At 61.1% G+C, this 13,710-nt stretch carries 16 protein-coding genes and 1 pseudogene; 11 read left to right on the forward strand and 6 right to left on the reverse strand.

Features of this window, described 5'->3' with window-relative positions; genetic code table 11:
• Window positions 1-192: 192 nt before the first annotated feature.
• On the reverse strand, window positions 193-1,074 hold the full coding sequence (locus AC4D2C_RS18610; protein ID WP_490916291.1) for a helix-turn-helix transcriptional regulator: 882 nt from the start codon (window positions 1,072-1,074) through the stop codon (window positions 193-195).
• A 244-nt stretch (window positions 1,075-1,318) separates the two neighbouring features.
• On the opposite strand from AC4D2C_RS18610, the gene AC4D2C_RS18615 reads away from it, so the two are divergent.
• The 4 genes from AC4D2C_RS18615 to AC4D2C_RS18630 all read left to right on the forward strand — a co-directional run bounded on the left by AC4D2C_RS18615 (window position 1,319) and on the right by AC4D2C_RS18630 (window position 4,886).
• Window positions 1,319-2,326: an aldo/keto reductase gene (locus AC4D2C_RS18615; RefSeq protein WP_490916308.1), complete on the forward strand. Its 1,008-nt coding sequence runs from the start codon at window positions 1,319-1,321 to the stop codon at window positions 2,324-2,326.
• Window positions 2,323-2,748, forward strand: coding sequence for a carboxymuconolactone decarboxylase family protein (locus AC4D2C_RS18620; RefSeq protein ID WP_490916292.1), 426 nt, complete (start codon window positions 2,323-2,325; stop codon window positions 2,746-2,748). The genes AC4D2C_RS18615 and AC4D2C_RS18620 overlap by 4 nt, the downstream gene beginning before the upstream one ends.
• Window positions 2,745-3,980, forward strand: coding sequence for an MFS transporter (locus AC4D2C_RS18625; protein WP_490916293.1), 1,236 nt, complete (start codon window positions 2,745-2,747; stop codon window positions 3,978-3,980). Before AC4D2C_RS18620 ends, AC4D2C_RS18625 begins: the two co-directional genes overlap by 4 nt.
• A 294-nt stretch (window positions 3,981-4,274) precedes the next feature.
• Complete coding sequence (locus tag AC4D2C_RS18630; protein ID WP_490916294.1) at window positions 4,275-4,886, forward strand: GNAT family N-acetyltransferase; 612 nt, start codon at window positions 4,275-4,277, stop codon at window positions 4,884-4,886.
• Window positions 4,887-5,404: 518 nt separating this feature from the next.
• Here AC4D2C_RS18630 and AC4D2C_RS18635 read toward each other — a convergent pair.
• Complete coding sequence (locus AC4D2C_RS18635) at window positions 5,405-6,151, reverse strand: SDR family NAD(P)-dependent oxidoreductase (RefSeq protein ID WP_490916295.1); 747 nt, start codon at window positions 6,149-6,151, stop codon at window positions 5,405-5,407.
• Between the two features lie 94 nt (window positions 6,152-6,245).
• Here AC4D2C_RS18635 and AC4D2C_RS18640 point away from each other — a divergent pair, with 94 nt between their 5' ends.
• The 3 genes and pseudogenes from AC4D2C_RS18640 to AC4D2C_RS18650 form a co-directional block, all read left to right on the forward strand.
• Entirely contained in the window at window positions 6,246-6,806 is a 561-nt protein-coding gene (locus AC4D2C_RS18640; protein ID WP_490916296.1) for a TetR/AcrR family transcriptional regulator, read from the forward strand.
• Between the two features lie 295 nt (window positions 6,807-7,101).
• On the forward strand, window positions 7,102-7,338 hold the full coding sequence (locus tag AC4D2C_RS18645) for a recombinase family protein (RefSeq protein WP_490916297.1): 237 nt from the start codon (window positions 7,102-7,104) through the stop codon (window positions 7,336-7,338).
• Window positions 7,286-7,450 (forward strand): annotated as a pseudogene (locus tag AC4D2C_RS18650) (recombinase family protein); the annotation flags it as partial. The gene AC4D2C_RS18645 and the pseudogene AC4D2C_RS18650, both read left to right, overlap by 53 nt.
• 229 nt (window positions 7,451-7,679) lie before the next feature.
• Here the strand turns inward: AC4D2C_RS18650 and AC4D2C_RS18655 are convergent.
• The 3 genes from AC4D2C_RS18655 to AC4D2C_RS18665 form a co-directional block, all read right to left on the reverse strand.
• Window positions 7,680-8,111, reverse strand: coding sequence for a MarR family winged helix-turn-helix transcriptional regulator (locus tag AC4D2C_RS18655; RefSeq protein WP_490916299.1), 432 nt, complete (start codon window positions 8,109-8,111; stop codon window positions 7,680-7,682).
• 139 nt (window positions 8,112-8,250) lie between these two features.
• Window positions 8,251-9,090, reverse strand: a complete 840-nt coding sequence (locus tag AC4D2C_RS18660; protein ID WP_490916300.1) for an SRPBCC family protein — start codon at window positions 9,088-9,090, stop codon at window positions 8,251-8,253.
• 467 nt (window positions 9,091-9,557) lie between these two features.
• Window positions 9,558-9,848, reverse strand: coding sequence for a hypothetical protein (locus AC4D2C_RS18665; RefSeq protein ID WP_490916301.1), 291 nt, complete (start codon window positions 9,846-9,848; stop codon window positions 9,558-9,560).
• Window positions 9,849-10,257: 409 nt separating this feature from the next.
• Here AC4D2C_RS18665 and AC4D2C_RS18670 point away from each other — a divergent pair, with 409 nt between their 5' ends.
• Together AC4D2C_RS18670 and AC4D2C_RS18675 are read left to right on the forward strand one after the other, a co-directional pair.
• On the forward strand, window positions 10,258-10,818 hold the full coding sequence (locus AC4D2C_RS18670; RefSeq protein WP_490916302.1) for a TetR/AcrR family transcriptional regulator C-terminal domain-containing protein: 561 nt from the start codon (window positions 10,258-10,260) through the stop codon (window positions 10,816-10,818).
• A 240-nt stretch (window positions 10,819-11,058) separates the two neighbouring features.
• Window positions 11,059-11,322 (forward strand): WGxxGxxG family protein, encoded by a 264-nt coding sequence (locus tag AC4D2C_RS18675; protein WP_490916304.1) that lies wholly within the window; start codon window positions 11,059-11,061, stop codon window positions 11,320-11,322.
• 245 nt (window positions 11,323-11,567) lie between these two features.
• Here AC4D2C_RS18675 and AC4D2C_RS18680 read toward each other — a convergent pair whose 3' ends face one another.
• A complete protein-coding gene (locus AC4D2C_RS18680; RefSeq protein ID WP_490916305.1) occupies window positions 11,568-12,224 on the reverse strand; it encodes an ANTAR domain-containing protein in 657 nt (218 codons plus the stop codon).
• Window positions 12,225-12,741: 517 nt separating this feature from the next.
• Between AC4D2C_RS18680 and AC4D2C_RS18685 the strand changes: the two genes are divergently transcribed.
• Together AC4D2C_RS18685 and AC4D2C_RS18690 are read left to right on the forward strand one after the other, a co-directional pair.
• The gene (locus AC4D2C_RS18685) at window positions 12,742-13,137 is read left to right on the forward strand and encodes a DUF7793 family protein (RefSeq protein WP_490916306.1); all 396 of its coding nucleotides are present in this window, start codon (window positions 12,742-12,744) and stop codon (window positions 13,135-13,137) included.
• A gap of 155 nt (window positions 13,138-13,292) precedes the next feature.
• Window positions 13,293-13,697, forward strand: a complete 405-nt coding sequence (locus AC4D2C_RS18690) for an ANTAR domain-containing protein (RefSeq protein ID WP_490916307.1) — start codon at window positions 13,293-13,295, stop codon at window positions 13,695-13,697.
• Window positions 13,698-13,710: the final 13 nt, after the last annotated feature.

A 13,710-nucleotide genomic window follows, 5' to 3' on the forward strand; every position in this document is an offset into this window, starting at 1 on the left:
TCAGGCCGGGCCCTCACACACCGTTTTTCTTACAGTCCCAGCAGCCCTTCCTGTCCCGGTGACCGATCCTTCTACGTACGTTGGGGTTTCGTCGTTGTATCGGTGATGTGTAAGGCCGGTCCGAGGAAGACCTGGTCGTTGATTTCGTATTGTGCCGTTCGTGGTCTTTTAGGGCGGGGCCCGTGAACGGGTTTAGTTGGATCGCGTGTTCGGGTTGGCTGTTTCTCGTGTGGCGTGCGTGATGGTGGGCAGCATTGTGAGTAGTTGCATAGCGTCATTGTCGGTAGACCCTGGTGCTGCCTGGTAGATGACGACTCGTTGATCGGCTCCGGAGACATCGAGCACTTCGTAGTTCAGGTTCATGGCGCCGACTTTGGGGTGGTCGAATTTTTTGCGACCGGTCGAGAGGGTTCGTACGTCGTGGAGGCGCCAGATCCGGGAGAAATCTTCGCTTTTGGTGTCAAGCTCCTGAATGAGCTCGGCGAGGTGCTGGTCGCGGGGAGCGGTCCCGGACACAGCGCGTAGGTGAGCGACGGCGTTGAGGGCGATGGTGTTCCACTCGATGAACAGGGTTCTGGCCGCGGGGTGCAGGAAGATGTAGCGGATGGTGTTGCGTCGGGGTGCCGGCCATTGGTCGATGCCGGTGAGCAGCTGGGTCGCGGCGTGGTTCGCGGCGAGTAGATCGTTGGTTCTGGACAGCACGTAGGCGGGAGAAGCCCCGACGGTGTTCAAGAGCTGCAGGACAGTTGGGCGCACACCCCACTCCGCCGATGACAGATGAGCCTGTTGCGGGGTCCTGTTGTTCGCGGCGAGGTGGAAGAGGTGCTGGCGTTCTTCCGGGTTCAGCAGCAGTGTCCGGGCGAGGGCTTCGATGACGGAGTCGCCCGGGTTTCGTTCGCGGCCCTGTTCGAGGCGTGTGTAGTAGTCCACGCTGACGCCGGCGATGGCGGCGACTTCCTCACGGCGTAGCCCTGCGGTCCGTCGGGTTCCTGTCCCTGCGGGTAGGCCGATGTCTGTTGGTTGCACGCGGGCTCGTCGTGAGCGCAGGAACGTGCTGATCTCGGTGGAGGACATGAGACCCATCGTGTCAGCACCTATCACTGCACCGTAATGACGCTGAGGGGGTGGGCTGCACCCAGGTATGCGACTTCCCGGGTGTGAGGCGCACTGGTTGTCGCCGTGTCCGGACGGAAGGGTGGGTCTTGACCCCCTTGCGTTTCGTCGAAGGATCCTCATGACACGACACATGCCAACTCATGGCCCCATCACATCTACCGCTTCCAGCCCCGCAGACACCCTCATCCCGTCTGAGATCCCGGTGCCGGCGCGTTTGGGGCGGCGTTTGCTCGGTGACGAGGTCGGCGCCCTCGGGCTGGGGTGTATGGGGATGAGTGAGTTCTACGGTCGTACTGATGACGCCCAGTCCATCTCCGTGATCCAGCATGCTCTCAACGCCGGGGTGAACGTCCTGGATACCGCGGACATGTACGGGAACGGCCATAACGAGGAGCTCATCGGGCGCGCGATCAGGATGAATCGGGACAGTGCGTTCATCGCTACGAAGTTCGGTATCCGGCGGGAAGGGGATCGTCGGTGGCATGACGCGAGTCCGGGGTATGCGCGTACGGCGTGTGAGGCCAGTCTGCGGCGGTTGAACGTGGAAACCATTGACCTGTACTACCTGCACAGGCTGGACGAGGTGACCCCAATCGAGGACACCATCGGTACCCTGGCTGAGCTGGTGCAGGAAGGAAAGATCCGGCACATCGGGCTCTCGGAAGTCGGTTCCTCGATCCTTCGACGCGCCAACAGTGTCCACCCGATCACCGCGGTGCAAAGCGAGTTCTCCCTGTGGAGTCGTGACGTGATCACTCACGGTGTGCTCGCTACCGCACGCGAACTCGGCATCCGTCTGGTCGCGTATTCCCCGCTGGGCCGCGGAATGCTCACGGGCCGAATCAACACCACCGAGGACCTCCAGGCCGGTGACATCCGCCGGCTCATGCCCCGCTTCACGGACGGGAACCTCGAGGCGAACCTCACCCTCCTGGAGTCCATACGAGCCACAGCCGCCGACCACAATGCGACCCCGGGACAGGTCGCACTGGCCTGGGTCCTAGCACAAGGAAACGACGTCATCCCCATCCCGGGCACCAAACGCCTGGACTACCTGGCACAGAACCTCGCCGCCGCCACCATCGCCTTGAGCGCCGAGCAGAACCAAGACCTCACTGCCGCTTTTGACCCAGGCAGTGTCCGCGGCGCCCGGTACCCGGCATCGACCCTGCCCGACACCCGTCCCTCCTATGAGAAGACCACACCATGACAACAGCGAGCGAACCGTATCAAGCAAGCGAACGCGAGCTGCGCGGAGCCGAGGTGATGCGCAGCATCGGTATCGACCCTGACGCCGTCGTCGGCTCGCTGGCACCGGTGGATGAACGCTTCGGTCACACCATCATCGAGTACGCGTTCGGTGAGATCATCGCCCGCCCGGAACTGGATCTACGCACTCGCCAACTGGTAACCGTCGCCGTCCTCGCCGCCCTCGGCGGATGCGAAGCGCAACTCGAAGCGCACATCCCCGCGACCCTCCAAGCAGGGGCCACCCCGACGGAGCTGATCGCAGTCTTCACCCACATCACCCCCTATGCCGGTATCCCGCGCACTATGAACGCCCTCTACGTAGCCAAGACCATCCTCGCCAACCACCCCGACCACACCCCATCCAGAGGAACCCCACAGTGAGCCCCCCGAAGCCAAGAGCCGACACCGCAGATCACACGACCGAGATGACCATGACAACCGCTGGAGCTACAAACGAGGACACGCGGTCCTGGCTTGCCATATGGGTCCTGGGATTTGGAACATTCCTGTTCGTCACCACTGAGCTGCTACCGGTGGGCTTACTGCCGTCAATCGGTACCGGGGTCGGGGTATCCATCAGTGCCGCAGGACTGCTGGTGTCCCTATACGGGGGGATCGCCGCCGCCACAGCCGTCCCACTGACATCGTTGCTGGGAAGGCTGGACCGGCGCTGGTTACTCGCCGGGCTTCTGGCTGTCCTGGTCATCGGGCACCTTGCCTCGGCAGCCGCACCGAACTACCTGGTGCTGGTGTTCTCCAGGATGCTGCTCGCTTTCGCCCATGGAGTGTTCTGGGCCACGACGCCCGCGGTCGGGGCAAGGCTCGTCGCGCCCCGCCATGCCGGGCGTGCGATCGCCGTCGTCCTCGGCGGAATCTCCGTGGCCTCGGTCCTCGGCGTGCCCTTGGGTACAGCTATCGGTCAGGCCACGAACTGGCGGATGGCGTTCCTTCTCATCGCCGTACTAGGCGCTGTCGCTCTCATCGCCGTGCTGACTCTCATGCCCTCCATGGCATCCCAGAACACCGTGAAACTCTCAGCCATCCCATCCCTGCTACGCAGCCCGTCATTGCGAGTCGTCATCCTCGTCGCGGCCCTGACGATGATGGGGCATTACCTCGCCTACACCTACCTCACCCCCTACCTCGAGCAAGTCGTCGGCGTCGCCCCGTCAATGGTCAGCGTGCTGCTACTGGTCTTCGGAGCCACCGGTATCGCCGGTAACTTCATCGCCGGCAGCACTGTCACACGCAACCTACGATGGCCACTTTTGGGCAGCATCGGCTTGCTCGCAGTGTCCCTTCTAGTTCTGTCTCTCATCGACGGAAGCTCGCAAGCTGCAGCAATAGTCCTGCTCATCACCTGGGGTCTTTCCTACGCCGCACTACCTGTTTGCCTACAGGCCTGGGTCCTGAAATCCGCGCCACGGACAGCAGAAGCCGCATCATCGCTGTATGTTGCCGTGTTCAACGCCGCTATAGCACTCGGAGCCCTCACCGGCAGTATCACCGTTGATTCCACAGGCATCACGTCAATCACCTGGATAGCCGCAGCTCTCGTCAGCATCGGCCTCATCGTCGTCCTCACCAACACAAAAACACACCAGGATTACTAGCTCCGAAACACCAGCCAGACCGAACAGTGACAAAGCAGCCCTCCCGCCACCTCTCCGGCCTTCAAAATCACCACTGCAAATCTCATATGAGGATCTTCAGCTACACGGTTCGGGATCCCTCAGCGGCATCCTGGCTTGGGGCGGTTGATGGATCGACTACCTGGCCACCGCCGGGTTCGGGGAGGTTTCCACCCGTACTGTGTAAATGAAGCCGGTACATCATTCATCCCGGGGCACCTTAGTCACTGCCGTAATTACCAGCAAAGCCAACCGTCATACAGGAAGAGACATGGAATGACCATCAACCAGAGCTCTCGATCAGGGTCCATCCCTGTCCATTTCGAAACACCCCGTCTTCGCGTCCGCCCGTTTGTTGCGGCGGACGCTGGGACCTTCACCGCATATCGAGCCCATCCCGACGTCGAGCGGTACCAAAGCTGGAGTGATTACACCATCGAACAGGGCCGAGCTCTTATCGACTCGATGCAGGGCGCTCTGCCGGGCGTGCCGGGGCAGTGGTACCAGTTCGCCCTCGAGGAGCACGAGGGCGGCGCACTCATTGGCGACCTTGCATTGAAGGTAGATGACGCCGAACCGAGTATGGCCGAAGTGGGTTTCACCCTCGCGCCCGAACATCAGGGGAACGGCTATGGCCTTGAGGCAGTTCGGGGATTGCTCGGCTACGCCTTCGGGACACTGCACCTCCGCCGCATCACCGCGGTCACCGACGCCCTCAATCATCCCGCCGCCCTGCTTCTCGACCGGGTGGGAATGCGGAGGGAGGCGTATTTCCACGAGAACATCTTCTTCAAAGGAGCATGGGGAAGCGAGTGTGCTTTCGCGATACTGAACCGGGAATGGGCAGCTGGATGCGGGGTCCAACTAGATCCGCTAAGCCCCAGGTGATCGAGACGGACATCGTATCGTCGGTCTCATTGTGCACGTTGCCACCAGTTCCAGCGGTGACCGGCGACCGGCGGAACGCTTCCGGCGACCATTGATCCGTGCCCGATGCGGTGAGTAATCCAGCAGCGACACAACACGCACAAGGAGCCACCTAATCCTGTCGTTCTAGAGCATTCCAGCGGTTTCCAAAACGAAGACTCGCGGGTTCCTAAGCATCGTGAAACGTCGGTCTGTTGCCGGGCCGGTTCCAGCTCGCCTTCGTCAGAATTAGGGGTACCTCTTGAGGCTGGCACGACGCGTCGGGTTGAAATGAGCGCAGTAGGTTTTCCCATCCGGATCGGATCGGTGCTCCTGGTGACCTCACGCGTTGTCGTCCGAGCAAAGGATCCTCTGTCCGGACGAACGTCAGGCATGACAGGGGTGCGGTGTTCACCGCTCTTTGGCTGTGTTCTGTTGCTGCTCCGCAGCGGGGTCCGCAGGCATGGTGACCAAACCGCTGTGTTCGGTCGCAGCTTCGTTCACATGAGTACTCCGCCGGAGACTTCGATGCTCTCACCTGTCATCCAACGGAGTTTGTCGGAGACTAGTGCAGTGATGGCGTCGGCAATCTCCTCTGGATGCCCGACCCGGCCTAGCGCGGTCTGCTGGCCGAGGGCGTCCCGCATGGTTTCGTCGTCTCGCATGGCCCCTCCGTTGAAGTCGGTGGCTGTGGGTCCGGGGGCGATCGAGTTGACGCGGATCCCACGAGGGCCGAGCTCCAGGGCGAGGCTGCGAGTGAGAGCCTCCAGCGCCTTTTTCGACGCAGCATAGATGGAGGTTGCAGGACTCGAGTGTCGGCTCAAGGAGCTCGAGATATTCACGATGCGGGCACCGTCTGTCAGATGCGGCAGCAGGGCCTGGGTCAGGAGCAGTGGTCCGCGCACGTTGACGGCGAAGGTCGTGTCGAAGTCATCGACAGTGATCGCACCCAGCGGCGCGAAGAGGCCCACGCCGGCGTTGTTCACGAGAATGTCGAGCTTATCCGCGTCCCACTCTCGGCTGATAGCGGCGAGGAGCGCCTCCCGTGCCGTCTCGATTGATGCGGGGTCGGCTATATCGAGCTGGAGAGCGATGGCTTCACCACCGGCCGCCACGATTTCATCGACGACGTCCGTGGCGCCGTCGCGTGACGACGCCACGACGCGGACGTTGTTCTGGCCCATGGCGAGAGCTGTGGCTCGCCCGAGTCCGCGGTTCGCTCCGGTTAGGAGGGCAATGCGAGTCATATCGTCTCCGAGGGTCGTAATAAGTAAATGAGTACTTACTTGTAAGATAGCTTCCGAGCCCGATGCCGTCAATCTGCACCGTGAGGAGACATCCATGGCCCGAGACGCCGATGCCACGAAGGAGCGCATCCTCGAAGCGGCGACCGTCGAATTCGCCGCACACGGCTTCGCCGGCGGACGCGTGGAACGGATCGCCACCCAGGCGGCGAGCAATGTCCGGATGATCTATGCCTACTACGGCGGCAAGAGCGGCCTCTTCGACGCGACCCTCGCGGCGGCGCTGCGTCGCATGGCCGAGAACGTTCCACCGCGACCGGACGACCTTCCGGGGTGGGCAGGAGACGTCTTCGACCATCATCAGCGCTATCCCGAAGTACTCCGGCTGAGCATGTGGGCCCAACTCGAACGACCGGAAGCCACGGCCGAACCGCTCAACATCTACCGCAGCAAGATGCTTGCCGTTGCCACGGCCGACGCCGGCCCACTCTCGCCCGTCGACGTCCTCGTCTTCATCTACGCCATCGCCCAAGCCTGGGAACTGTCGCCGAAAGGGCTCACAGGGCTCGAAGGTGACTCCCGCAAACGTGACCGGCTGCTAGCACACCGAACATCTGTCATCGCCGCGGTCGAGAGGCTGCTGCGCGAGTCACGGTGAACAAAGGGCGGATGTCGTCCCTCGACGCTCATGGTCCGGTTCAAGTCATGGTGCGGCCAGCACTGTAGCGGGCGGTGTGCGTTCACCGCGTACGACGGGAATGGGTCGAAGGGTCCCATACGTGTCTAATCAAAGGATCCTTTGACCGGACGGACCCGCGCGCTTCAGACTCGTCCGCACGCCTCCAGTATCGGCGCGGAATCGTGAGCAGCCGTGCTGTCTCAGCAATGTGTCTCACGTTCGCTATTCTCATCAAAGCAGAAACGAGCCTTTGATGAGTGCAAGGAGCGCGGGGATGGGAAGTATCGGGTATGCCAGGGTCAGCACTCTGGAGCAGAACGCCGATCTGCAGCATGCAGCGCTGACCGCCGCGGGATGCAACCGGATCTTCACCGATCACGGAGTGAGTGGGACGACGGCTAGTCGGCCTGAGCTCGACAAGCTCCTTGATCACCTGAGGGGGGGTGACGAGGTCTCATATGGAAGCCGGGCCGGTTGGGGCGCAACACCCGCACCTGCTGACCCTGATTGATGATCTGGAACGCCGAGGGGTGCACTTCCGCAGCGTCACCGAGGGTATTAGCACCACAGGTCCCATGGGGCGGGCGATGCTCACGGTCATGTCCGCATTCGCGCAGCTCGAGCGCGACCAGCTCGCCGAAAGGACCAAGGCCGGCATGGCCGCGGCAGCCGAACACGGACGGAAGGCCGGCCGACGGGAAGTGACCACCGATCATGTGAAGGTCAGGCGCGCCAGGGACCTCAAGGCGCAAGGACTGGCTCCTGCTGATATCGGGAAGATCATCGGGGCCAGCCGGGCCACGGTGTACCGCTACTTGAGCATCGGAGTCAGCGACGCCTCGTGGCCCGCTATCACTGGGACAGGCTTGGCGGCAGGATCCGGAGGAGATCGGCTCGCAGCCCGCCACCGAGCTGAGCTTCGAGGACTGATCCAAGCTGTCTGGCTTGAGCAAGGGTTTCCGTGCCGTGAGGTGTGATGCTAACGAGGACCTGTCGCTTGTCTCCGTTGATACCGATCACGCGAGCCACAAAGCCACGTTCCTCGAGGTTCAGCAACATCCGTCCCAAGGTTTGGCCAGCGATGTGCAGTCGGGCGGCCAGCTCTATTTGCCGCAAGGGGCCTGAAGCTTCGAGCTCCTCTAGGGTCACCACTGCGGCATGGCTGACATGCAGCTGTATGAGGCGTTCGTTCCACGCATGGGATACACAGGTTGCCGCGACGCTGAGCAACTGACTGGTCGGGAGGTGATCGGTGTCCGTTCTGGCGGTGATGGCGTACCCCACTGCTGGCTCCTTCCCGTTCTTATGCGGACAGCCACCCACCCCGGCTGGGAGTGGGTGGCTGTCGGTGGGGCTCAATTTTCGTCCCTACAGGGTCTGCTGCCTCAAGTGATTGTGCGAGGAAAGCAGTTGTCGGTGCTGTTTAGAGTGCTCCGCCGGTGAGCCGGTTCTTGTCCCGCAGCGGATCCTTCGCAGTGTCAGCTCCAACAGCGGACTGTCCTGCCTGTGACCCGGTGAGGGTCGTCTTCGTGTCCTGAACAGGCAAGAGGCTTTCTGCGGTGCTGCGGGAAAGGACGCTGTCCTCACTTATCAGTACCTCCGGAACGCCATCCTCAACGGGTGTGAGCGTGACGTCGACACCGGACACCGTGGTGTCTTCGGAAGTTTTCTTGCTGGCGGCGACTCCCGCAACTGCTGCTGCGGCGGCGAGGCCTGTGCCGGCAGCGACTTTGCCCGAGACTCCAGCCTTGCCCTTGTCGCCGAGCGAAGCGGAAGCAGCTTCCACTCCAGGTGCACCCGTATCGATGCCGGTTCCAACCGTTCCGCGCCAGGCTCCTGAGGCGTAGCCTTCATCCTCAATGAAGGCCTTGAACCGGTCCAGGTCACCTTTGGCCTGGTTCTCGACGACGTTGAGCTTGTCACCGATTTTCTCGACCAGGCCCTGGGGCTCGTACTCCATGACGAGGCGGACCTGGGTCTGTCCGCCTCCGACATCCTCGAAGGACACCGAACCGGCATTGGTCGCACCCTCTGTTGCCGCCCAAGACACCTTCTTGTCAGGCACCTGCTCCAGGATCGTGGCATCCCACTGCCGCCGAACACCACCGATTTCAACGACCCAGTTCAAGCGCTCGTTATCGAGTTGCGTGACCGACGTGACGCCACCCATGAAGTGCGGGAATTCTTCGAACTGAGTCCACTGGTTGTAGGCGACACTGACTGGGACGTTGACGAGAATGCTCTTTTCGACCTTCGTGCTCATGGCGTCTCCTTCGGGTTGGAACAAGCTATAGCTACTACTAAAAGCAGCTACTGGACAATTCATCAGTGTGCTTAGCGTATCGCACTTTGTCCTTCACTCCACAGGTCACCAAATGCCGTCCTCACCCAAGGTCATGTTAACTTCTAAGGTTGGTAACCGGCCGGGTGAAGAAGCTTGGACGAGTAAAGACATGGCCGTCCTACTGAGACTGACGACGGTTGTGTTCGATAGACCGGCTGATTCGTCCCGCAGGTGGTCTGCGTGCTGAAGGTGGCTAGTTGAGGCTGTATAACGCGCGGGGAGTACTGGCGATGGTGACGTCCGTGTCGAGTTCCCTAGATTTCGCTTCGCCGTCGATGTGATCAGGGCAGAGGCAGTCGTTGGTTGCGGGCTGTCACCTCATAGGTGACGGATACGACAAGATCCCCGCCCCGAACCGGTGGTTCAAGGCGGGGATCCAGGGCGTCTTAGACGTTGTAGTATTCGCGGCTTCCGGACTTCGCCAGTCCGCGAGCGATCATGTACCCGATGGTGAGGTACGTGATCAGCTCCATGGCCTGGTGGGCGTTGAACATGTCGATGCCGTCCTCGCCGTCACCGTCGCCTACTACGAGAGCGGTGACGAAAGTAGCGATCACCATAGCGACGTAAGCGAAGAACTCGGTGGTCTTCGTTGATGCCTTCGTCTCGGTCGAGCGACGCGTCTCGACCGCGTGATCGCCGGTATTCGAGTTGTTGTTGCCGTTGTTATTAGCCATGATTATCTCCTGAAAGAAAGTGAGGGTGCCGTCGTCGGCAGCGGAACGCTGTGCTCAGAAATGAGAAAATCCGCGGTGATGTAAGTGAGAGCCAGATGGCCGCAGCGTGCTCTACGGGAAGCTCTACTGCGTATACTCTACGGTGTAGATGCATGGATAGCAAGTCGGCTTACTACAAATTATACCGAGGAACTCGATGTCCCAATCGACAGGCCAACCATCAAACCAACCAGCCGATCAACCGACTGACCAATCTGTCGATCAATCAACCGATGAACCGACAGATCAACGAAGTCGCGGTCAACTGAGCCGTGACGTGGTTCTTCACGCGGCACTTGATCTAGTGGATGTCGATGGTCTAGAAGCTCTGTCCATGCGGAGGCTGGGAAGCAAGCTAGGTAGGGACCCGATGGCGCTGTACCGTTACGCAGCCAACCGTGATGCACTCTTGGATGGACTCACCGAACTTCTTCTGGCCCAATGGGTCATTCCGGGCGTTGGGTACTCCTCACGGCCGTGGCAGGAGCAGCTGCGCCAGGCCGCCCATGACTTCCGAACTCTCGTCCTGCGACATCCTCATGTGGTGCCGCTTCTGGTCACGCGTCCCCTGTCCACGCCTATGGGATTACGGCCCCTCGGTGCCCTTCGCCCGCTCGAGCAGATCCTTACCGTTCTCAGTGCGGCCGGATTCGATGCTGCGGGTGCGCTCCACGCATACCGCGCCTACTATGGATTCCTTATCGGCCATCTCCTCAACGAACTCGAGGAGTTTGTCGTCAACGCCGATGAGGACGAACTCGGACTCAGGTTGGGCCTGCATCGCCTCCCAGCAGCAGACTTTCCTCACCTGCGCCGGCTCGCGCCCATGTTTTTGAACTATGACGGGCGCGCCGAACTGGATCAGGGCATCACCATCCTCCTGCAAGGTCTCCGGGCTCAACTCCAGGTCCCACCGCCATCATCCGAATGAGAAAAGCCAGATACAGCTCATAGGACTCAATCCAAAGGAGACTGCGCGTCGTTGTAAAAGCCCTATTTGACAACGTCCTAGGGGCGGTCGTTCGTAAGACGTCATTAGGGCGAAGATCGGGGCGCCTGAGAGTAGGCTTCAAGTGAACGAGGGGAGGTTTCTCCTCAAGCATTGGAATAGGAAGCAGGCTTATCAGTTGGGCCTCCATCAGGGGTCCTTCCCGAGTCTCAAGGAGAAGCAATGATCCGCAAAAGCGCAGCCACTGCAGCCCTGTCCTTCGCCGTCCTGATGGGCGTGGCAGCTCCTGCCACGGCCGCCGAAGAAACAGCCCCTGCCACCGAGCAGACCCAGGAAACCGACGACAACGGCGACGCCGGCCTGTGGGGCCTTCTCGGCCTTCTCGGCCTGGCCGGTCTCCTGAAGCGGAACAAAAAGGAGCACGTTGATCATGTCCGCACCAGTGGTGCGAGTCGCGTGAACGACGCCAACGGCCCCGGACACTAGCTCCCACCAGCCACTACCACTACCAGCACTGACCAGCGCGGTTCGACGCTACTTCGCCTGGAGACGCTGCTTTCATCAGCAGTGTTGTGCAATGACAAAGGCCCGCTCCTATGAGCGGACCTTTGTCATATCCAGAGTCCTGTACGGAGCACCAGGATCACCAGCGGTGACTATAACCGCCGCGATGGTGATTGCTCGCGAGGCCAAGCACCGGCAGCATGGAGTTCTACGGGGGGTCTCACGGGTTAGAGCGCTTTGAAAAGCTCGATCATCGCGTCCGGTGAGGACTGGTGGGAGTGCTGGCGAGTCAGGTGCAGCGCCCGGTCGATGATCTCCTGGGAGATGATCACGACTTTGCGGTTGGTGCGCTGGCTGTAGGCGCTAATCCGCTCGAACGCTTCGGCGGCATTGAGGCCGGCGCGCCCCATGAGAATCCCTTTGGCTTGCTCGATCACGGCCCGGGTGAGCGCGGACGCGGCGACCGCTTCATTGGCGATCTTGTGTGTATCAGCGTGGATGGAGTGGGTGAGATCCACGACCAGGGCCCATACCCCGACCGGTTGTTCTTCCTCAGCGTGAATAAGGTCCGCGGAGATCAGGAGTTTATGCGTGCGCCCATTGAGGTCACGTAGGGATGCATACACCGATGACGGGCCACCGCTGGTGGTGACCTTGGTCCAGAACGCCTGGACGGCGTCCCTGTCTGTCGGGTCGACGTGGGACATGCCCAGCTCCAGGGTCGGGACGATGTCGCCGCGTTCGTACCCGTGGATCCGGTACAGCTCATCCGACCAGTTATAAGAGTCATCAGCAAAGTAGTGCTCGACGGTGCCGGTCGGACAGTCAATGAAGTAATCGACACCGGACCCGGGCGAAGCAGGAGGCTCAGCGGTGGAGGGCATGGGTAAGCCATTCGACGAAAAGGGGAACGGGCTAGCGTTTTAACCCGAACCTAGAACAGCACACTAACAAGGACCACCAAACGATGCGCTAGCCAGTGCCGGTCATGACGAGGCCCGGGCTGTTGGTCGTGCTCCCCAGCTGCGCGGCAATCCCTTGCGTAGCAGGCACTACAGCCTGCAAGGAGTAAGGGGGCAGGGGCCGGGCTGACTCACCGAAAAACACCGACCCCTGCCCGATAGGCAAAGTAGCAGCCGACTGCTTGACCAACTACTAAGCCTGCTGATCAGTTGATCATGGGGATGCAGGGGAAGGTCAAGGCTCGAGGCGATGCCTTTTTGTGCCGCCGATAAGCATCTACGTGCTACCCGCTCATGCAAGCGTGAGCGATCCGACAACGCCCCAACCCCCGCACTTGCTGGTCCCGCTACGCTGGAAAACCGAGAATGTCACAGACTCGGACCGGGCTGGTGATACTCGATCGGTCGGGATCCCCTGAACTCAGCAGGAAGTGAATGAATGCCATTAGATTCCAGCGCTGCGCCTCGTTACACGGTCAGTGATGAGGGTGGGTTTCTGCGGGTGCGGTGGGCTGACGGCGTAACGATGGACGCCGATGATGTTCGATCGAGGATTTCCGCGGTCAGCGCGATGTCTCCTTACGGCAAACGACCCTTGCTCGTACACATCGGGTTGGTCGCCCGCATCACCCTCGAGGCCAAACAGCTACTCCTCGAAGACATTTCCTCGACCCGGGTTGCCATTCTGAGCGAGGACGAGGTCGGCAGAGTGCTCACCGCGTTCAATCACAGGTCCGCGATGCCAAGCCGGTACTTCAATAACGAGCGTGAAGCGATTACCTGGCTTACCGAAGACCCGACCCCTGCGGCAGAGGCCGACGCAGGCGACTGCTGAATGTTCGGCTAACTCTCTAGCCTGCCAGAACCCCATACATCATCCATCGGACAGTCCCGATCAACGCGATACCCAAGGATTAGCTGCCACGGCGAATAGGACTGACGAGCCCTGGTTAGTTCAGGTGACGCGATGCTCGGAGGCCTTGCACACCCATGTCTGCGGACCTCATGCACAACGGCGTGCAAGAACCAATCGGCATGTGGGCGCTGGTCGTGGATCTCACACAATCCATTCACGTCGACACTCACAAGATCGCCCGCGAAGCCGTCGCCGCGTCCGCGCTCAGCCGGGCCATCATCGAACAGGCCAAAGGCATCCTCATGAGCCGCACCGGCCTCAACGCCGCCGAAGCGTTCGAACTGTTCAGTTCCTACAGTCAGCGCACCAACCGCAAAGTCGTCGTCATCTCCCAGGAAATCATTGACCGGGCTGTGATGCTCACCCGACAAAACCGGCACCAGCCCCGCGGTGAGGCACTCATCGGCCTCTTCCGCGCCCTCTACGGGCCAATCGGCCCCCTGCTGTGCGCCCGGGACTGTAAGAAAAACGGTGTGTGAGGGCCCGGCCTGA

It is taken from the genome of Arthrobacter sp. TJ-240 (genome assembly GCF_058269195.1).

Bases quoted from the DNA above. Each gene is read 5' to 3' on its own strand.
- AC4D2C_RS18675 (WP_490916304.1), top strand. From the start codon at position 11,059: ATGATCCGCAAAAGCGCAGCCACTGCAGCCCTGTCCTTCGCCGTCCTG.
- AC4D2C_RS18690 (WP_490916307.1), top strand. From the start codon at position 13,293: ATGTCTGCGGACCTCATGCACAACGGCGTGCAAGAACCAATCGGCATG.
- AC4D2C_RS18630 (WP_490916294.1), top strand. From the start codon at position 4,275: ATGACCATCAACCAGAGCTCTCGATCAGGGTCCATCCCTGTCCATTTC.
- AC4D2C_RS18635 (WP_490916295.1), bottom strand. From the start codon at position 6,151: ATGACTCGCATTGCCCTCCTAACCGGAGCGAACCGCGGACTCGGGCGA.
- AC4D2C_RS18670 (WP_490916302.1), top strand. From the start codon at position 10,258: ATGGCGCTGTACCGTTACGCAGCCAACCGTGATGCACTCTTGGATGGA.
- AC4D2C_RS18645 (WP_490916297.1), top strand. From the start codon at position 7,102: ATGGGAAGTATCGGGTATGCCAGGGTCAGCACTCTGGAGCAGAACGCC.
- AC4D2C_RS18680 (WP_490916305.1), bottom strand. From the start codon at position 12,224: ATGCCCTCCACCGCTGAGCCTCCTGCTTCGCCCGGGTCCGGTGTCGAT.
- AC4D2C_RS18660 (WP_490916300.1), bottom strand. From the start codon at position 9,090: ATGAGCACGAAGGTCGAAAAGAGCATTCTCGTCAACGTCCCAGTCAGT.
- AC4D2C_RS18665 (WP_490916301.1), bottom strand. From the start codon at position 9,848: ATGGCTAATAACAACGGCAACAACAACTCGAATACCGGCGATCACGCG.
- AC4D2C_RS18610 (WP_490916291.1), bottom strand. From the start codon at position 1,074: ATGTCCTCCACCGAGATCAGCACGTTCCTGCGCTCACGACGAGCCCGC.
- AC4D2C_RS18620 (WP_490916292.1), top strand. From the start codon at position 2,323: ATGACAACAGCGAGCGAACCGTATCAAGCAAGCGAACGCGAGCTGCGC.
- AC4D2C_RS18685 (WP_490916306.1), top strand. From the start codon at position 12,742: ATGCCATTAGATTCCAGCGCTGCGCCTCGTTACACGGTCAGTGATGAG.
- AC4D2C_RS18640 (WP_490916296.1), top strand. From the start codon at position 6,246: ATGGCCCGAGACGCCGATGCCACGAAGGAGCGCATCCTCGAAGCGGCG.